Raw genomic sequence first — 17,885 nt, 5'->3', positions numbered from 1 at the left:
CAATGAAATCAACAGAGGCAAAAAGTGTATCTCGGACAAAACGATCCAGAATCGGTATATACAGTGGTACGTTTGATCCGGTACACGCCGGGCATGTGGCATTTGCCCTGCAGGCTGCCGAAGTAGCGCAACTCGAAGCGGTCTACTTTGTCCCAGAACGGGTTCCTCGTGCCAAACGCCAGGCAACTCATTTTGCGCATCGCGTTGCTATGGTTCGTCGAGCAGTCCGGCCTTACCCTCACCTAAAAGTGCTAGAGCTTGCGGATAAGACATTCTCGGTGGCGCATACCTTACCACGGTTGCAGCATGAATTTCCAGGAGCAGAGCTTGTTTTTTTGTGTGGCTCAGATGTTTTGCAGCACATGGCGAAGTGGGCATACGTCAAACAATTCCTGCGATCGGTTGAGCTGTGCGTTGGTCGGCGTGAAAATGAGTCTGCCGACAGTATCAAAAAGATTCTTAGCAAAATACCATCATCCCACGCCGAAGTTATTGTCTTCGAGAGCCACGCGCCGGCTGTCAGCTCAAGCCATATTCGCGCTGCCTTGCGCGAAAAACGTGGCGCAAAGGGGCTACTTGCAAGTGTAAAAGTATATGCAAATCAGGAATGGCTTTATCTTTAACAGGCTTACACTGCTGCAAAAACTACCACGCGTATGCATTGACTTCAGCATAAGCGTATTGCTATAGTTATATTATCTTCTGTTGCACGGCGAGGTGCATAGAGACAAAAACATTTACATAAAAAAAGTGATACCTTCAAGGGCGAGGTCTTTTGAGTGTCACAAGGGAGATAGTATGTCTATACCAATTAAACTGACACACGAAACGATTGCCGTGCGCATTCGCGTTAAACGACCGGGCTGGCAGCAGTACATCCACTACTAGCAGTAGCTATTTCTTTGCAGCGAGTGCTTCATCAAGAACCCTACTAAACGCCTCAACACTAGGCTGCGGGGGGTTTTGATTATCAAGCAGGCGGCTATTGACAATCTTCTTTCCATTTATAAAGTAGGTTGGCGTCGAGAGCTCCTCTTTGGTTGCTTTGTAGACATCTAGGTCAGCGTTTATGCGGGTGTTTACCACGGCGCTGGCAAAGTCGGTTCGAAATTTAGCCGTGTCTAGTCCAACCTGCTCAGCGTATTTTACAAAATACTGAGAAAGGGGGTCTTTGCTTGCGACCCACCCAGATGTACCGTAAGGGTCCTGATTTTCATAGAGTAAGTCGTGCATCTCCCAGAACTTGCCCTGAAGATCGGCTGCTTCGGCAGCGCGAGCGCCAGCAAATGCATTCGGGTGTATAGAAGTGAGCGGAAGATTACGGAATTGAAAGCGTACTCTGTCCCCGTATTTCTCTTTAATTTCCTTCGCTATTGGGTAGAAGCTTTTGCACGCTGCGCATTGGTAGTCACCGTATTCCGTAAAGGTAATTTTACTATCTAGTTTTCCAGCGAAGTGACTCGTTGCTTGGGTGGCGCTGTTCTTTTTGTCACCAGAAGTGGTGTCGGTCTTGTTGTTAAGTAGTATGACGCCTACAAAGGCAACAATTATAATCCCAATGATTGCTAAAAATCGTTTATCCATGTATTCCTCCTGATAACTAGTCTTGCTATGGTATCACATTTCGGTGCATGCTACAGCTGCTGTCGGATGTTGCTATACTATTACTAATGACACAGTTTCTAGTCGGTCTCATCAGTGCAATTCTCGCTATCATGTTTGCTGTGCTGTATCATGCTTTCGGCCATGTTCCCGCCAAGGAACTCAAAAGGCGGGCGCGAGGGGGTGATGAAATAGCCAGTCTACTTTACCGCTCTGTTTCGTACGGCGTTAGCGCACGGCTGGTACTGGGAGTTCTTACACTGGTGTTAGCCTACGGCAGTATTGTCTTTTTAGAACGAGCGCTTGGCATGTGGCTGGCGGTGCCGGTGCTTTTGGTAGTTGGCGGGGTTGGCGCTCGGGTTGTTCAAGCAAATGGTGGAGCGAGCAAATCTGCCCTTTGGCTTGCTTCAAAAGCTTCGCCACCTCTGGCGTGGTTGCTTGAAAGGCTCCATCCGCCTTTGCAAATGTTGAGCCGGTTTGTTCGCAAAGTCTTCCCCCTGCATGTGCACAGCGGTATGTACGAGAAAGAAGATTTCGCCGAACTGCTCCAAAAGCAAAAAAACCAACCGGATAATCGAATTGCCCACGGTGAAATTGATTTACTGGCACATGCGCTGACCTTTGGCGATAAGCATGTATCTGATGCGCTCGTGCCGAAGCGCGTTACCAAGTCGGTTTCAGCCGATGAAGCCGTCGGACCGGTGCTTATGGGTGAGCTACATGCCAGTGGGCATAGTCGTTTTCCGGTGTACGAAGTAAAGAAGGACAACATTGTTGGCGTGTTGTATTTGCATGATCTAGTTTCGACAAAGCGCTCAGGTGTAGTGCGAAATATTATGCGCCGCAAGGTAACTTATGTGCATGAAGATTTTACGCTCTACCAGACGCTACAGGCTTTTATAAAAACTAAGCAGCATCTGTTTATAGTGGTCAATAGCTTCGAGGAGTATGTCGGCATTATTACCATCGAAGACGTACTGGAGCGTGTGATCGGCAAGCTCATCGTCGATGAATTCGACAAGTATGACGATCTTCGCGCCGTGGCCGCCGCCGCTGCACATAAAGACCACACTTCCACCAAGTCGTCTCACGCCCCAGAAACAACCAACTGATTATTCACCCCCACCAATAACCTCACCCCCATAACAAAAACATTGCAACCGCGACAAAAATGCTACTATTTTTTGGGATATAAGCGGAGACTCTCGTGTACTTCTACGCAGTCTTTCAATTCCAAAGACTCTATTGCTTCAAGCAGCACATCTCGATAATCCATGTCTGTTACCCATACACTACGTTGTACCATTTCAAACCCAAGATTTTTCAGGAGCCGCCGCAGGGTCTCCCGAATGTGTGCTCTCTGCTGAGGAATGTCAAAGAGGACAATTAGTCGTGCATCATTACTGAGTTTGCGAGCAATATACGGACGAACTTTGTGCATACCTTTCTCGGTTAGTATCGGGACAATATCTTGTGCAATTAGACCATTTTGCCGGGCGCGGTAGTAGGTGGTCTTAAGGGTCGCCTGCTTGTAACCAGACACTTTTTCAAGTTCTGCAAAAAACAACCCAGGCTTAAAACTTAGTAGCACGTTCTCTTGCGTATAGGGCATCAGGCCACGTAATACGAAAATTAACGCCGGATGTTTCTTGCTTCTATAATTCGTTCGATAGTCAATCGGTTTTATCCTCATATTTTAATCATAACAAATCTGTCGCGAGCGCGACAGATTTGTTATGAAAGAGAGAGAATTATGGGGGAGGGTGGTAGAATGGGGGCAGATGAGACAGCGGTTTTTTACAGATAGTAATTTACGGGTCGGCAGGTAGTCTGGCCGGGCTGCTTGTGTGATCGATCCTAGAGAAAAGCGCCGCTATCAACTTATGAGGATAACTATTTATGCGTACACTTGCTACTGAATCAATATCAAAAGTCGGTCAGGGGATTACCGTGATGGGCTGGGTGCAGTCGCGCCGCGATCATGGTGGCCTGATATTTATCGATCTACGTGATCACAGCGGGCTACTCCAGCTCGTCATAAACCCAGAGACAGCAAAGGCGTTCAAGACAGCCGAGGAGTTGCGCGACGAATACGTCATTGCCGCAGAAGGAATGGTGGTAGAACGGAGTGAAAATTTGCGTAATCCACACCTGGAAACTGGTGGTGTCGAAGTGAAAGTCGCTGAAATACGTATCTTAAACCGCGCTGATACATTACCCATACAGCCATTTGCCGAAGCGCAAGCAAACGAAGAACTTCGTCTGCGCTACCGATACCTAGACTTACGTCGTCCCAAGATGCAGCACATGCTCAAGAAACGAGCAGCCTACTATAAATTTATGCGAGATTATGTAGAATCGCAAGGTTTTACCGAAGTTGCTACACCAATTCTGGCCAATAGTAGCCCCGAGGGCGCACGTGATTTCCTCATCCCTTCGCGTATACATCCCGGCAAATTCTATGCCCTTCCCCAGGCGCCGCAGCAATTTAAGCAGCTCCTTATGGTAGGCGGCGTGCCGCGCTATTACCAACTGGCGGCATGCTTCCGAGACGAAGACCCACGGGCAGATCGGCTCTACGGCGAGTTTTACCATCTCGATGCCGAAATGAGTTTTGTAGAGGACGGCGAAGAAGTGCGCACTACATTTGATCCGCTTATAACAAAACTTGTCACAGAATTTGCCGGTAAAACGTTGCTGACAACCGACGTCCCGCGTATCCCTTTCACTGAGGCGATAGAAAAATATGGCAGTGATAAGCCGGACCTGCGTTTCGGAATGGAGCTGATCGAGTTATCTGACGTATTTGAGAAATCCGAATTTGGCGTATTCAAAAATGCCGTTGCAAACGGCGGAGCAGTCAAAGCCATTTGCGTCAAAGGTGGCGCTTCGCTTTCGCGCTCGCAAATAGACAGTTTTACAGAAATTGCCAAAAGCGAGGGTGCTGGCGGGTTGGCCTACCTCACGTACAAAGATGGCGAAGTGCAATCACCGATTGCTAAATTTATGAATGAAGTTGAACTCACCGAAGTAAAAAACCGATCCCAGGCTGAAGACGGCGATGCAGTGTTCTTTGGAGCCGACACGAGGCATGTCGCTAACAAGGTGCTTGGACGGCTGAGAAATGAATTTGCTGCCCATTTCAACCTGAAGGATTCGAATGTTGTCGCATTGTGCTGGATTATAGATTTTCCTTTCTATGAGCTCGATGAAAAATCGGGCAAAATGGACTTTGGCCATAACCCGTTCAGTATGCCAAAGGGCGGTGCGCAAGCCCTGGAGCATACCGAAAACAAGCTGGAAATCTTGGCGGATCAATATGACATGGTCGCAAACGGTTACGAAATATGTAGTGGTGGTGTGCGTAATCATAACCCCGAAGTGCTTTACAAAGTATTTGGGCTGCTTGGATTTGACGAAGTTTATGTGGAAGAAAAATTTGGCGCTATGTTAAACGCGTTTAAGTACGGCGCGCCACCTCATGCCGGTTGCGCCTTTGGCCTAGATCGCCTGTTTATGGTGCTCATGGGCGAAGAAAACATCCGAGAAATCGTGGCATTCCCCAAAAACGGCAGCGGCCTTGATGTTATGATGAACTCACCGAGCCACGTCGACGACCAACAGTTGAAAGAACTCTCAGTACGCATAGCTGAAGAATAGTTGTGTTTTACTAGCTTGCTAGGTACAATCTTTTTATGGTTTTGCATGTTTGCGGTTTTTGTCTCCGTCCGCGCCCGTAGGGGCATGCATTTATAATATTTGCGTACATGCCCTCGTTTTATAAATAAACGGGGGCTTTTAATATGGAAGTTAAAACACATGACAGAAGTAATAAAATTCGAGTTTTTTACACCCGGTAAGCAGCCACCAGATAACGTGTTGGAGCTGGTTGCCGCGGGAATTAATAAGGAGACAGAAACCATGGTGCCTGTGACGCCAGAAACACTTTGGCTTAGTCCGCTCAGCCTTGTGTTGTCCATTCGTGGAGTACCGGCGGCGTATGGTCGCTACAAGCGTCCAGATGAACAGGCTACTCCTGTCATAAGTCAAACAACATCAGGTGATACGACAATACTTGGTGGTAAATTTAGGCAGATAGGTTCTTTGTGGGTACCGAATGATTTTAGAGGGAAAGAACTTGGTAAACATGTTATAAAGCGTCTTACATGTGCGAGAACCGCAGAAGATTGGGTTCCTTATGCCTTATGCCGGACTGGATCTAGCCTACGTAGGTTCCTAGATTGCGGATACGAACTAGCGGTCGCAACGTATCCAGGGCTGGATAGACCAGGTCGCGCTTGCGCTGTATATACACAGGGAAGGGTGCCGGCTTAAGAAATACTACACGCCGCCTAATAAAAATCGTAGTACAATATCTAGGATAATTAGGAGGGTTTATGCAGCATTTAGTGGCGGCGAATCAGCTCACGCCAGAGGTTTTGAGCGGGCTTATGCAAAAAGCCGAGGAATATCGTACACTGCTAGAAACCTCAGATGGAAGAAAGCAGCTCCGTGAACTTTATCCGGATAAGATTGTTGCAACTCTGTTCTACGAACCATCTACGCGCACACGTCTGAGCCATGAATCTGCCGCACAGCGGTTGGGAGCGGGCATCGTCAGTACCGAAAATGCGCTAGAGTTCTCATCTGCCATAAAAGGCGAAACCATAGAAGACACCGTACGGGTGGTGGGTGGCTACGCCGATGCCATCGTGATTCGTCACAAAGAAACGGGTATTGTCGATAAAGCAGCTGCGGCCAGTCCAGTTCCGATTATCAATGCCGGCGACGGCACTGGCGAGCACCCAACACAAGCTTTGCTGGATGTCTACACTATTTGGCGCGAAATGGGCACACTCGAAGGCCTCAACGTCGTAATGGGTGGCGACCTCGCGCACGGCCGTACTGTTCGCTCGCTCGCGCAAGTCATGAGTAACTACAAGGGCACAAGTTTTACCTTTGTGTCAGTCCCACAGCTGCAAATGGGTGACGACATTAAAGCACTGCTCAAAAACCGTGGTATGTCGTTTACGGAGACAGATGATGTGAAAGCTGCGGTACGGGCAGCAGACGTTGTGTACTGGACGCGGCTTCAGAAAGAGCGGCTGAAAGACCAGAGCGTGGAAGACAATTTCGTGATAGATGAAAGTGTGTTGGCTGGTATGAAAGAGAAGTCGATTATTATGCATCCACTGCCGCGGGTGGCGGAGATAACGGTTGAAGTAGATAACGACCCGCGCGCTGTTTATTTCCGGCAGTCTCACAACGGCGTGTATGTGCGCATGGCGCTGCTTGACCACCTCTTTAGCCAGCATTAACCACTGAGATAATGGGTTCACTGTTGCCCCAGGCACCCGTGCGAAGCACGGTCGTCCCGCCGGTTCTCAAGAGAGGCGGGGCGGGATAGTGCGGGCTGTTCATGAGCGAAGTGATATGAACAGCCGAAGTGAGACGAGCCTCTCTTAAGAAACGAACCCCGCTACGCGGGCAGCGTACCGGATTTAAGAAAATGGGGTAAGGATGGTGCCAGTGGATGCAGGGAAAAAAGTGCCGTTTTCGTAGACGGGCTGGCCATGAAGAATTACACGGGTGACGCTGCCAGGGACTTCTACTCCGTCAAATGGCGACCAGCCACACTTGGTTTGGAGGTCGGCATTTTGGATAACGTACGACTCCATTTTCACTTCGACATAAGTTGACTCATCTGTTGGTAAGCCAAAAAGTGCACTTGGTTTCGTAAAGCATTTTTCTACTATCTGCTCCAGCGTGATTTTGCCCTCAGCGCGCGCTTTGAGCAGCAAAGGCAGAGTTGTTTCGAGGTTTGGTACGCCAAATGCACCAGCTTGCTTGTCGGAACGTGTGTGCGGGGCGTGGTCTGACTCAAAAATGTCAATGTCGCCCAGGTGCTGCCACAAAAAGTCTTGGTCAGCCTGGGTTTTAAGCGGGGGCTTCATCATGCCGTACACACCCAAGCGCGCGACATCACTTTCAGTCAGAAACAGGTGGTGCGGTGTAACGCCGCAGGTAACCGGTAGACCGCGTTTTTTTGCGGCAATGATTTTCTCAAGTACCGCGCGGCTGGGCATGTGGCAAATATGCACTGGGCGGTCGAGTCCCTCTAGGGAGGCAATGGCGATATCTATAGTGTCTTCTTCGGTATGCAGTAAAACAACTTGTTGGCGCGGCCAGGCCGCGTAAATTTCTTTGAGTCTGGCAGGGTCGAGCGTGTAACCGCCGGTGGTGTTATTTAGGTACACTTTTAGGCCAATAGAATGTTTCGCGCCAGCCGCGAAAGTGTCGAGATTATCTCCCAGAGAGCCATAGTGAAAGCCTATGTCGCACACTACTTTTTGCCCTGCCAATGCAATTTTGGCTTCAAGTCGCTCGGGCGTAGTAATTGGCTCGGCATTGTTAGGCATATCACAAACGGTAGTAAAACCGCCCGCTAGCGCCGCCCGCGTGCCAGTCGCAAAATCTTCCTTGTCTGTTTGCCCTGGCTCTCGCAAATGCACATGCACGTCTACAAGCCCCGGCAATCGTAAGATCTCACTCATGTCACTAAGTATACTCTAGCTGCTACAATGAGCGGTATGAACGAAACACTGCGAGCGGGGTTAGGTATTGCTTCTGGGCTACTGATGATACTCTGTGTCGTGCCATATATACGCGACATCTTGCGGCGTACTACTAAGCCAGAACGGGCGACTTGGTGGGTATGGCTAGGACTTGGTGTGATGTCGGTAATCGCCCAGTTTCAGGCAGGCAGTCGCTGGTCTTTGCTGATGACTGTCGGTAGTGTAACAGGGTGTGGTGCCATAGCATTTTTTTCGCTAAAGTACGGCTATGGCCATTTTAAAAAACAGGATACGGCGACTTTGATAGTCGCTGCCCTGGGCATGGTACTATCGCAGGTTTTACACAGTCCACTTATAGCGCTGCTTATCATCGTTTTTGTTGATATGGTCGGTTGCAGCTTGACGATAGTCAAGACGTGGGAGGCACCTCAAACCGAAACTCTCTCGACCTGGGTCATGGCAACTGCCGCTGGGTTACTCGGTGCTCTCTCTGTAAGCAACCCGAACTTAACCAAACTTGTTTACCCACTTTATATTTTCATTGGCAACTTCATAATGATTGCCATCATATACCACCGCCGCCGGGCGCTAGTATCTAACTTAAGCTCGTCGTAAGCACACTCGCCTACCCTACCCGCGGTCAGCGGCGTATCTTTAGAGCCGGGTTAGCTAGCTCTGCTACAATGAACGCATGAAAACAAACTCAAGGTTGCCGGTTTTCATCGCATTATTTCAAGCACCACAATAGAAAAGGGAGGGCGAACAATTGCGGGACAAGATTGAGTTGTGGAAAGGGCATGTGCGGGAGCTTTCGGGGCAAGCAACATTTGTGCATCACGAGTGGTTCGTGCGCTGGCACCTAGAGGTTGTGGAGCGTATTGCGTTTGAGCTGTGTGACAAGTATCCGGCGGCTGACCGTGAGCTCGTGGAGGTGATGGTGTGGCTGCATGATTACGGAAAAATTCTAAACTTTGACGACCAGTATAATGAAACACTTTCGTCTGGGAGGGTAAAATTAACAGAGATGGGTTTCACCGCGGATTTTGTAGAGCGTGCCGTGACGGGCATAGAAACAATGGATAAAAAAATGGAGCTGGATTTGCGCGAGGCATCGTTGGAAGTGCAAATTGTGGCAACTGCCGACGGTTGTTCGCATATGGTCGGACCGTTCCTTAGCTTGTACTGGCGCGAGCACCCGGGGCTTACAACGCAGGAGCTTATGGCTGCAAACCGCGCCAAACTGGAAAAAGATTGGACGCGCAAAATAACTCTACCTGAAGCCCGCTCTGTTTTTGCTGCTCGCTACGATTTTTTGAGTCAACAATTTTCAGAGGATCCGAATGGTTTTCTTGAGACGTAGGTAGATTGCTAGTATTCTTGCCCGCTCTGCTACAATAGTGCTTAAAGGATAAGCATAATGGCAAAAATACCGATCAGCGAAACAGGTTCCGATGATGCAAAAGCCGAAGAACATGTCGTCCAGATTATGGGACCAGCCCAGGGCTTTGACGGCAGTATGCCCGTAGTGAAGTCGGCCCCTGAACTATCACAGAAACCAAGTTCTGAGCAGGCTGTCTCCCCCGAATTGAGTGAAAAGCAGCAGGCTGCAGATTTCGATGGCGCAGCGCCACAAGAAGAAGCGAGCGATGTTGATGTGTTACCTACGACGGAGGGCGAAGACGGCTCATACGAGAAAGACCTCGATATGGAACAGCTGCCAGAAGACTTCAAAGCTTCTTCTGAGCAGGATGAAAAAGCCACCGCAGCGGCAGTCGACGATATTCTGCATAAAGATGCAGATGCCGCATTGGGTGTGCTGGCTGCACCGGCGACCGTCATGAAACCATCTGTGTTTGAGCGGATGAAAAATGCTTGGTTTCACTGGTGGGACAGCCCGTGGAGTCGATACGGCACGATTATGGTTGGTGTTCTGCTAGCGCTAGTGGTAATTTTTGCGAAGCCAGTGCGAAATATGATGTTAAACACTGCTGGGGTGCGCTCTAGTGTACTCGTAAGCGTACTCGATGGTGCGACCAGTCTGCCCTTGCAAAATGCGGTAGTTAAAGTTGACGGCGTATCTGGCAAAACAAATGATAAGGGCGAGGTGCGACTTGCCGGCATACATTTAGGTTCCCACGAAGTGGATAGAAGAAAAATGGCTTTGGCAGGAGTTAAAAAACAGGTAGATTTTGGCATGCTTATTGTTGAACTCAGTGAATTTACGCTCAAACCAACTGGTCAAAAAATTAGTTTTGTGTTTACTGACTATCTGTCGGGAAAGCCGGTAAGCGACGTTTCAGTAACAAGCGGTGAGGCAACAGCCAAGTCAAACAAAGACGGCAAAGCTGTAATGACGATTGCGCCTGGTAGTACGGCTAATATAAAAATCTCAAAAGACAGTCTTCGGCCAGAAGAGATTGACATTGCCGATGCTCAGGACGGAGTTGTAAAACGCAGCCTTGTTCCGTCAGCTCGCGCTATCTTCATCACTAAAGAGACTGGTAAATTCGATGTTTACAAAATGCACGTTGACGGAAAAAATCGTGAACTTTTGCTAGCAGGCACAGGTCTAGAAACGCAGGCTATGGCTGTCCTACCTAAGCCCAGCGGTGACAAAGTTGCCGTTGTGTCTTCCAGGGACGATAAACGTAATAAAGACGGTTACCTTCTGTCGGGTCTTTTTGTTCTCGACACCGAGTCGGGCGACCAGGTTAATATCGAGTATTCCGAACAGGTAACTTTACTTGGTTGGCGCGGCGATACCTTGGTTTACAGTCAAACGGTTGCCGGTGCCAGCGCCGCCAACGCTAGCCGCCAGAAAATTATTGCCTACGACTTTGCGGCTAACAAACGCTTCCAGCTCGCCAATGCAAACTATTTTGCCGGGATTGAGCTCATAGGTAATACGGTGTACTACACGGTTTCGGCGACAGACCCGAACACCAAAGAAACGTTCTCAAAAGTAAACACAGACGGTACTGGTAAAAAAGTATTGTTTAGTGGAGACGCTTGGGCTTTACTGCGGAGCGATTACACAAAACTGAAATTTCAGACCCCATCGAACTGGTACGAGTACACACTCGGTGCTTCCGCGCCCGTGGAGTCCACGCCACCATCTAGCTATAGCTCACGGTATTTTGTCGATAGTCCAAAGCTAACAGTAAGTGCTTGGGTGGATGTGCGGGACAATGCGGGAGTGCTATTGTTACGAAGTCTTTCGGATGGGAAGGATAAATCACTTATCACCCAGAAGAACATGCAGGTGCCATCGTATTGGTTGAATGACTCGGTTATTGTGTACCGCATAGCTGGAGCTTCGGAAGTAGCCGAATATGCCGTAAATGTGGCTGGGGGTGCTCCGCGCAAAATTGCCGATGTTAGTTTAACGAGCGTTCGCTAGGGGTAGATGTGTTGCCACGGTGTCAGCCAGAGCCATATGGTTGGTTTGACCTGTACAAAAAACAGGGATCACAAACAAATAAACTGGTACAATAAGGGCATGGATACAGACATCAAAAAGCAACCAGTATCAGTCGCTCAAGACAATGCTCCTCGGGAGGCTCCTGTAGCTCAATCTGCTCCGACATCAGGTCAAGTATTGGATGTCGGGGTGCCCCAGAAAAATGAATACTCGACGACCTCGACCGGTCAAGAGGCTACAGTCGAGCAGGCAAGCGCCAATGTAGGTGCTGCAGCTGTACAAATCGAGCCAGGTACTACGCCTCAGGCCAGTGTACAGACAGTACCCCAAGACAAAAAGGTTGAAGTACCACAACCTGTCAAACAAGCAGATAAGCCTGCGCCGGCTAAGCTAAAGCAACCAAGTACGTTGCCCATAGCAGCTATGGTTGGAGCTGTCATTATTTTTACCGCGCTCGCTGTCGTGACGTACATGGTGTACAGCAAAGGGCAGTAGGCGTGCAGGTATTTCACGGTTTGCACAACCCAGGGATTGACGCTTTGCTCAAAACGGGCGCTGTCGGTGTGTTGCCGACCGATACTGTCTATGGCTTGGTATGCCGCGCCCAAGATCCAGGGGCAGTACGGCGCCTCTTTACGGTCAAAAAACGGGATGCGAACCCTGGTACGGTGCTGGCAGCGAACATTCAACAACTGATAGACCTTGGCATGAAGGCTCGTTACCTCAAGGCTGTGGAGTATTTCTGGCCAAACCCCATAAGCATTGTCATTCCTTGTGGTGATGAACTGACATATCTTCACCAAGGTAAGCATTCACTCGCAGTTCGTATCCCAGACAGTGTTGACCTGCGTGCCTTTCTCGAGGTATCGGGACCGCTCATGACGACTAGCGCCAATCACGCCGGTGAATCGACCGCACGAACCATGCAGCAAGCAGAGGAATACTTCGGTGAAACGGTTGATTTTTATGTTGACGGTGGTAATATGGGCGACCGCCAGCCCTCGACGATTATTCGCGTGGTTGACGACGCCATTGAGGTTCTGCGGGAAGGTGTTGTCAAGATAGACGAAACCGGAAAGATACATCGTGGATAGGTTCGCTACAACCGCGCGGCCGTACTGTGCAGCTTTTATGCTCATTGAGCGTGACGGAAAGTACTTATTCGTGCGTCGGAAGAATACAGGATGGATGGATGGATACTACGGCTTACCTTCGGGTAAAGTTGAAAAGAAAGAGGGTTTTTTGGCTGCTGCCGTCAGAGAAGCCAAAGAGGAAGTGGGCGTAGTAGTTAAGCCAGAAAACACCAAATTCAAACTCGCTTTTTGGCTTCAAGTCACTGATGAGCCCAAAATGGAATGGTGTAATATGGTGTTTTTGGCGGAGCAGTGGGCAGGTGAGCCTTACAACGCCGAGCCTGATGTTCACGAACACATTAGCTGGTTCGGATTGGATGAGTTGCCTGAAAACGTTATTCCCAGCGTCAAAAAAATGCTTGGAGCTATACAAAGCGGCGAGCAGTATGGAGAGCAACATGTTGAAAAATAGTGTAAATCTGGTAGGGTAATAATACATGGAAGGCGCACCGATCTCTACACCGGAAGACAGCTCAGAAAAGGATTCTTCTGATAGTAAGACCGAAAAAAAGAGTAAAAAAAGCCGGGAAATCGGTAGTATCATAGCTGGCGCCGAAAAAGCTGCCGAAAAAGCAGAAAAAAAAGAGAAGGTCGCAAAAGAAGTCTCACTGCTTGACAAGCTTTTTAGCGGCGAAAAACTTGCCTCAGAAACGAAACCAGGTGAAGCGGACAGAGAGAAAGTAGTTGAACAAAGTGAAATGCCTGCTGAAGAAGCGCCGCTTTCTGATGCCGAAGAACGTGTTGCCGGCTCGCTACAAAACGAGGGTGAAATTGATTTACGTGGAATTCCACCTGAACGGGACAGTGCAATTATTGAGCGCGCGGTCAGCCTTGCTACGGTAGAGCAAGCTGCAGAAGACACGGCGAAGCCGCAGCAGGAAGTGCCTGTTGTTGCAACGACCGAACTGGATCTGCCTGAATACACGGAAGAGGCACAGGAAATACCAGCTGCTGAGGTGCAGGCCGGTACTATTGTTGAAACGGCTGAAGACAGTGATAACGAAGACGACAGTACCCCCGCCTATACTACGCGTACCGCGGCAAGCAGTCGTGCGGCGGCTACGTCTTCAACAACAGGCTCGGGAGCAGCGCCAGTAACGCCCGCCGCCCACGCTGCAGCTGGGGCTGGCGGAACTCGCCCACCAACTCCGCCCCCGCCTGTAGGATCTTCTGCAGGATCATCTGCACGTCCATTATTCCCGCATCGACGCTACGCAGCAGGAACGACTTACACTGCACCGCTCGCGCCCGGCTCAGTGTACACGGCACCGGCTGCGGCCAATACGGCTGTGTCTGCTGCAAACGTTGCGAGTGCCGTAGAGGATGCTGAGTATTACGCCTATAAACGTGGCAGGAACAAGGGTCTGGTAGCGGGGTTGATTGTTGGCGGTGGTATCGAGCATATTCGACATAAGCGCCGCGAGAAAAAAATGGAGCGTAAATTTGCAGTTGAGCGCAAACAGGTAACGAGAAATATTGAAAACCAGCGCTGGGATCAGATTCGCGAGGCCGAGTCTGCAAAGGTTCGTGAAGCGGCCGCTGAAAAGTACCGCACCGTTGAGCGGCCATCAGCCGCGATTCGTCCTGAAGCCAATCGAACTGAGCAAGCACAGTCAGCCAGGGAGATTATGCAGCAACGCACCGAAATTAAGGCCGAAATAGAGAAGAAACTGGTCGCTGAGCACAAAGAAGCTGAAAGAGTAGTAACAAAGGCGGAACAAACTGAAATCGATCGTCAGCGGGAACAACTGGAGCTCGTTCAGGGCCACCACATTGAACGCAGCGCTTGGCACAATATTGAGGTCGACAAACACGGCAAAGCTGTCCAAGAAACTTCGCTTGTGTACGGCCATGAGTATTATAAAGAACGTGCCCATGAAACTAGACCGAAGTCAAAACAAGTAATTGACGGTGCTGCCGGTGAGGTGGCGCTTGTTGCAGCAGTACTCGCAGGTGGGGGCGGAGGCTCGCCACCTAACAACGGTCAAAGCCCGGCTGCCCAGTCGTCAACAGCTAGCCGTAGTACGTCCATACCGGCGCAATCATCCGCAAGCCAGCCAAAATCACTCATCAAAACGATTACACACCCCCCAACGACACCGGCCGGAACAGCAGGCTGGTTTATTGTACTCGTCGTTCTACTCGCAGTATTGGCTGTGGTTATTTTCTAGCGTACATCAAAATCCAGTGTGAGTGCTTTGTGATCCGACACAAGGTTGTCGAGTACCCGAAAACCGTGGACATGAATGCCGCTGTTTACCAGTATGTGGTCAGGAGCAACATCTGGAACCTTGCCAAGGACACTCAAGGTGTCAGAAATGCCGTATGTACTAGTCAAATCCTCAAGCATGCCATCAAATAATTTCATTGCAGCAGTGCCGGGGTTGATATTGAGATCGCCGGCAAATATAACGGCGCCAGAAAGCTCCCGGATTGCGTCGGCTACACGCTGCATACAGGCAACCGTTTTTTCAGAGCCTAAGGGGTTAGGCTCCCAGTAGCCGTGGTGGTTTACAACGTGCAGGCGCTTTGCGTCGGGCAGTTCTAGGCAAACAACCTGAGCATTGCGTATGTTTGACTCAAATACGGCAGTTTTGTCGCAGGGCTGAAATGCCCCATTCGTAAAAAATGTCGTTTTTTGTACCAGAGGGAAACGGCTTAGTATTGCGTTGCCGCAGCCGACGGTGACATCAACGTAGGGTGCCTCATAAATCGGCGAGAAGTAGACGTACTTATAGTCACCAACTTTTTTCATAAGCTCGAGCAGATGAAACGTGTTATCTGGCAGTCCAACAATACCATTGGCGTTAAACATTTCTTGAGTTGTTATGATATCTGGCTTCTCTTGTTCAATGAGTGGCAGAATTTGCCTAGTGAGGCGTCCCATCCAAACGTTTAGCTGCATTAGTTTCAACGGAAAAACTCCTGCCGCAGCAATTCATCCAAGCTGCCGCCGCCACCAGCACTGAGGCAGAGCACCGTGTCATCGCTGTCCAGATGCGCTTGTAGCCGCTGATTTAGGCGGTCACCGAGTGCTGCAGGCTCAGCGTGGGCTTGTACTTCTGCGCTTAGTAGTTTACATAGTTTTTCCGGAGTAAGAAGCTCAAGCGACTCATCTTCGCGCGCCAGATAGCTAGGAACAACATACAGCTGTTTGACGCCCTCAAAAAGAGTTGGGAGCGTGTTTTTAATAAAATGTTGGCGAGTGTTATGAAGACCCTCGTATACAACCACAAGATTTTCCCCTGCCACTTCGTGACCAAGCTGAAGGGCGCCACGAATTTTCTCGGGGGTGTGAGCATAGTCGCTGTATAGCCCGGGCAATAGCTGTTCGAAGCGCCGAGAGACACCGGGAAACTGTTCAAGGATTGTCACTAATTCATCGACAGGTTTGTGCAGGAATGGAGCAAGTGCGTTGGCAACTTGCCACGCGTTGCGTCGGTTAACCTCACCAGAAAGTTTAATTAGTTTCATTTTTTCGTCTGTATCTGATAAAACAGCATCATTTTCACTTGGTTGGTTGCCAATTCGGGTGACATCGCTCTGCCACATCACGCTTGAGTGCGACTGGCAGATAAAGTTTTTAAACGCCTGGGAGTAGTTCTCGGAAGTAGGATAAATGTCTGGGTGATCCCAAACTATACCCGTGATAAGGCTAAGGGTAGGGTGAAACTGGAGGAAGTTACGGTCAAATTCGTCGCATTCGTATATGAAATATTCTGCGCCTTGTTCAAAGGCGCCCATTTCGGCAAAACTGCTTTTTGCGGGCAAGATGTAACTTATAGGAATGTTGAGTTGCTTGAAAACCCAGACTGACATTGCAGTGGTGGTTGTTTTTCCATGCGTGCCGGCAACAGCGATAAGCTTGAGATTTTTTTGCGACAAGATCTCATTTAGCAACTCGTCGCGCTTACTCATGCGTATACTTTGCTTTCGGCAGAACCGAAACTCTGGTGCATCGGGTTGCTCGATAGCAACAGCGGATGAGTACACATACCAATCTATAGCATGGCGTGCATGAATTGTACTGATATTTTCTTCCGATTGGTCGATAGAAATATCAGTTATGCCGTGCTCGCGCAAATACTCAATGTACTGCGAGCCCTGTTTGTCCGACCCAGAAACATCGTACCCCGCCTGTTTTGCCACCAGCGCAAGGGGTCCTATCCCTGTTCCGCCTATGCCAGAGAAAAATATGTGCATGCCACTAAGTATCAGGTATTGGGTATCAAGTATCAAGAGCCCCCAGTTGGTGGCTCTGAATGTTCTGTCTATAGGCTACAGCGCGACCAGCAGCTTAGCCGAGGTACTTCTTAATAAGCCAGTGATACACCACGCTCACAAGAAATCCAATAGTGCTTAATACAGCAACAACCAAACTCCAGCCTGCGAGGTCAGAAGACCACTTTGCCGAAACAAAATCAAACTTGTACAGTGCATCTGGAATGTCTGCCAGTCGGACTCCGCGAGCTTCGGTATAACTTTCTATGCAATTTATCGTGTCCTGAGCAGTTGCAGTCTGACCCTGGGAACTACATTCCTGGAGTGCTTGATTGTATAGCGAGCTATTGTTTTGACCCAGCTGTGCTTGCTGCTCTGCCTGTAGCCGTTCGTACGTGTACTTAAGCTGTATCGGCGGGTGCGCTCCATTTGTACCTGTCTCCAGGCTGGTGTTCATGTGTCCGTGCACATGTTCTCGTAATGCCCTAAGAGCTGCCTCAACATCTCCGTTATTCTTATCGGCAACAAAGACGGCGTCACGTAACCTGCCCATTTCGATATTATTGTGTTGCAATGCCTTAACGGCTATGAAGCCAAAAAGCATCGCAATCACCAAAAAGTACCACGGGTGAACGTGCTTCAGGTAACGCCAGACATGGTGTAATTTTGATTTATCCATCTTGTTTATGATTATACTCGAGTTACGAAAAACTCCACACTCCCACACTCATCAGGAACATCGTTTTGTGGAGTGCGACGGTTACATCCCTACCGGAGAAACCGCTGCTTGACTTACTCCTGGATGACCCTGAAGAGACAGTGGCGGGCGGTTTCTGCAAGCCGAGCTAATGGCCTTACGGCGTGGCACCGTAATAGCTGGCCGTATGTTGCAGATCCGTCATTCGTCTGGGCAGTAGCCGCCAGCACTCTTCA

Annotated in this window: 18 protein-coding genes; 12 read left to right on the top strand and 6 right to left on the bottom strand. The window is 49.5% G+C overall.

What is annotated here, in order from left to right; genetic code table 11:
• Nucleotides 1-2 precede the first annotated feature (2 nt).
• A complete protein-coding gene (locus IPL85_01730; protein QQS20154.1) occupies nt 3-623 on the top strand; it encodes an adenylyltransferase/cytidyltransferase family protein in 621 nt (206 codons plus the stop codon).
• A 271-nt stretch (nt 624-894) separates the two neighbouring features.
• Here the strand turns inward: IPL85_01730 and IPL85_01725 are convergent, their stop codons facing one another.
• A complete protein-coding gene (locus IPL85_01725; protein QQS20153.1) occupies nt 895-1,584 on the bottom strand; it encodes a thioredoxin domain-containing protein in 690 nt (229 codons plus the stop codon).
• A gap of 86 nt (nt 1,585-1,670) precedes the next feature.
• On the opposite strand from IPL85_01725, the gene IPL85_01720 reads away from it, so the two are divergent.
• Nucleotides 1,671-2,714: a CBS domain-containing protein gene (locus IPL85_01720; GenBank protein QQS20152.1), complete on the top strand. Its 1,044-nt coding sequence runs from the start codon at nt 1,671-1,673 to the stop codon at nt 2,712-2,714.
• 65 nt (nt 2,715-2,779) lie between these two features.
• On the opposite strand, the gene cas2 is transcribed toward IPL85_01720, so the two are convergent.
• Nucleotides 2,780-3,214, bottom strand: a complete 435-nt coding sequence (cas2, locus tag IPL85_01715; GenBank protein QQS20151.1) for a CRISPR-associated endonuclease Cas2 — start codon at nt 3,212-3,214, stop codon at nt 2,780-2,782.
• Between the two features lie 287 nt (nt 3,215-3,501).
• Between cas2 and aspS the strand changes: the two genes are divergently transcribed.
• The 3 genes from aspS to pyrB all read left to right on the top strand — a co-directional run bounded on the left by aspS (nt 3,502) and on the right by pyrB (nt 6,920).
• Entirely contained in the window at nt 3,502-5,262 is a 1,761-nt protein-coding gene (gene aspS / locus IPL85_01710) for an aspartate--tRNA ligase (protein ID QQS20150.1), read from the top strand.
• Nucleotides 5,263-5,421: 159 nt separating this feature from the next.
• Nucleotides 5,422-5,937, top strand: a complete 516-nt coding sequence (locus IPL85_01705; GenBank protein QQS20149.1) for a hypothetical protein — start codon at nt 5,422-5,424, stop codon at nt 5,935-5,937.
• 62 nt (nt 5,938-5,999) lie between these two features.
• The gene (gene pyrB / locus IPL85_01700) at nt 6,000-6,920 is read left to right on the top strand and encodes an aspartate carbamoyltransferase (protein QQS20148.1); all 921 of its coding nucleotides are present in this window, start codon (nt 6,000-6,002) and stop codon (nt 6,918-6,920) included.
• A 183-nt stretch (nt 6,921-7,103) separates the two neighbouring features.
• Here the strand turns inward: pyrB and IPL85_01695 are convergent, their stop codons facing one another.
• A complete protein-coding gene (locus IPL85_01695) occupies nt 7,104-8,156 on the bottom strand; it encodes a dihydroorotase family protein (GenBank protein QQS20147.1) in 1,053 nt (350 codons plus the stop codon).
• A gap of 36 nt (nt 8,157-8,192) precedes the next feature.
• Here IPL85_01695 and IPL85_01690 point away from each other — a divergent pair, with 36 nt between their 5' ends.
• From IPL85_01690 to IPL85_01660, 7 genes are all read left to right on the top strand, one after another.
• Complete coding sequence (locus tag IPL85_01690) at nt 8,193-8,792, top strand: hypothetical protein (GenBank protein ID QQS20146.1); 600 nt, start codon at nt 8,193-8,195, stop codon at nt 8,790-8,792.
• A 151-nt stretch (nt 8,793-8,943) separates the two neighbouring features.
• Entirely contained in the window at nt 8,944-9,537 is a 594-nt protein-coding gene (locus IPL85_01685; protein ID QQS20145.1) for an HD domain-containing protein, read from the top strand.
• A 57-nt stretch (nt 9,538-9,594) separates the two neighbouring features.
• Nucleotides 9,595-11,577 (top strand): hypothetical protein, encoded by a 1,983-nt coding sequence (locus IPL85_01680; GenBank protein QQS20144.1) that lies wholly within the window; start codon nt 9,595-9,597, stop codon nt 11,575-11,577.
• 99 nt (nt 11,578-11,676) lie between these two features.
• Nucleotides 11,677-12,093: a hypothetical protein gene (locus IPL85_01675; GenBank protein QQS20143.1), complete on the top strand. Its 417-nt coding sequence runs from the start codon at nt 11,677-11,679 to the stop codon at nt 12,091-12,093.
• A gap of 2 nt (nt 12,094-12,095) precedes the next feature.
• On the top strand, nt 12,096-12,692 hold the full coding sequence (locus IPL85_01670; GenBank protein QQS20142.1) for a threonylcarbamoyl-AMP synthase: 597 nt from the start codon (nt 12,096-12,098) through the stop codon (nt 12,690-12,692).
• The gene (locus tag IPL85_01665; protein ID QQS20141.1) at nt 12,685-13,143 is read left to right on the top strand and encodes an NUDIX domain-containing protein; all 459 of its coding nucleotides are present in this window, start codon (nt 12,685-12,687) and stop codon (nt 13,141-13,143) included. Before IPL85_01670 ends, IPL85_01665 begins: the two co-directional genes overlap by 8 nt.
• A gap of 25 nt (nt 13,144-13,168) precedes the next feature.
• Nucleotides 13,169-14,902 carry a hypothetical protein gene (locus IPL85_01660; protein ID QQS20140.1) on the top strand — a complete coding sequence of 578 codons (1,734 nt, stop codon included), beginning with the start codon at nt 13,169-13,171 and terminating at the stop codon, nt 14,900-14,902.
• Here IPL85_01660 and IPL85_01655 read toward each other — a convergent pair.
• The 3 genes from IPL85_01655 to IPL85_01645 all read right to left on the bottom strand — a co-directional run bounded on the left by IPL85_01655 (nt 14,899) and on the right by IPL85_01645 (nt 17,631).
• Complete coding sequence (locus IPL85_01655) at nt 14,899-15,645, bottom strand: endonuclease/exonuclease/phosphatase family protein (GenBank protein QQS20139.1); 747 nt, start codon at nt 15,643-15,645, stop codon at nt 14,899-14,901. The two genes, IPL85_01660 and IPL85_01655, sit on opposite strands and share 4 nt — an antisense overlap.
• The gene (locus IPL85_01650) at nt 15,642-16,934 is read right to left on the bottom strand and encodes a hypothetical protein (protein ID QQS20138.1); all 1,293 of its coding nucleotides are present in this window, start codon (nt 16,932-16,934) and stop codon (nt 15,642-15,644) included. The genes IPL85_01655 and IPL85_01650 overlap by 4 nt, the downstream gene beginning before the upstream one ends.
• A 94-nt stretch (nt 16,935-17,028) precedes the next feature.
• Nucleotides 17,029-17,631, bottom strand: coding sequence for a hypothetical protein (locus tag IPL85_01645; GenBank protein QQS20137.1), 603 nt, complete (start codon nt 17,629-17,631; stop codon nt 17,029-17,031).
• Nucleotides 17,632-17,885 lie beyond the last annotated feature (254 nt).

Source organism: Candidatus Saccharibacteria bacterium (genome assembly GCA_016699955.1).
Lineage (GTDB): Bacteria > Patescibacteriota > Saccharimonadia > Saccharimonadales > UBA4665 > JAGXIT01.
This window is presented reverse-complemented; position numbering and strand designations above follow the sequence as displayed.

What these genes read in the sequence shown, in the direction of transcription:
- IPL85_01660 (QQS20140.1), top strand. Translation starts at nt 13,169, where the DNA reads ATGGAAGGCGCACCGATCTCTACACCGGAAGACAGCTCAGAAAAGGAT.
- cas2 (QQS20151.1), bottom strand. Translation starts at nt 3,214, where the DNA reads ATGCCCTATACGCAAGAGAACGTGCTACTAAGTTTTAAGCCTGGGTTG.
- IPL85_01690 (QQS20146.1), top strand. Translation starts at nt 8,193, where the DNA reads ATGAACGAAACACTGCGAGCGGGGTTAGGTATTGCTTCTGGGCTACTG.
- aspS (QQS20150.1), top strand. Translation starts at nt 3,502, where the DNA reads ATGCGTACACTTGCTACTGAATCAATATCAAAAGTCGGTCAGGGGATT.
- IPL85_01705 (QQS20149.1), top strand. Translation starts at nt 5,422, where the DNA reads ATGACAGAAGTAATAAAATTCGAGTTTTTTACACCCGGTAAGCAGCCA.
- IPL85_01725 (QQS20153.1), bottom strand. Translation starts at nt 1,584, where the DNA reads ATGGATAAACGATTTTTAGCAATCATTGGGATTATAATTGTTGCCTTT.
- IPL85_01645 (QQS20137.1), bottom strand. Translation starts at nt 17,631, where the DNA reads ATGGATAAATCAAAATTACACCATGTCTGGCGTTACCTGAAGCACGTT.
- IPL85_01675 (QQS20143.1), top strand. Translation starts at nt 11,677, where the DNA reads ATGGATACAGACATCAAAAAGCAACCAGTATCAGTCGCTCAAGACAAT.
- IPL85_01680 (QQS20144.1), top strand. Translation starts at nt 9,595, where the DNA reads ATGGCAAAAATACCGATCAGCGAAACAGGTTCCGATGATGCAAAAGCC.
- IPL85_01730 (QQS20154.1), top strand. Translation starts at nt 3, where the DNA reads ATGAAATCAACAGAGGCAAAAAGTGTATCTCGGACAAAACGATCCAGA.
- pyrB (QQS20148.1), top strand. Translation starts at nt 6,000, where the DNA reads ATGCAGCATTTAGTGGCGGCGAATCAGCTCACGCCAGAGGTTTTGAGC.
- IPL85_01695 (QQS20147.1), bottom strand. Translation starts at nt 8,156, where the DNA reads ATGAGTGAGATCTTACGATTGCCGGGGCTTGTAGACGTGCATGTGCAT.
- IPL85_01650 (QQS20138.1), bottom strand. Translation starts at nt 16,934, where the DNA reads ATGCACATATTTTTCTCTGGCATAGGCGGAACAGGGATAGGACCCCTT.
- IPL85_01720 (QQS20152.1), top strand. Translation starts at nt 1,671, where the DNA reads ATGACACAGTTTCTAGTCGGTCTCATCAGTGCAATTCTCGCTATCATG.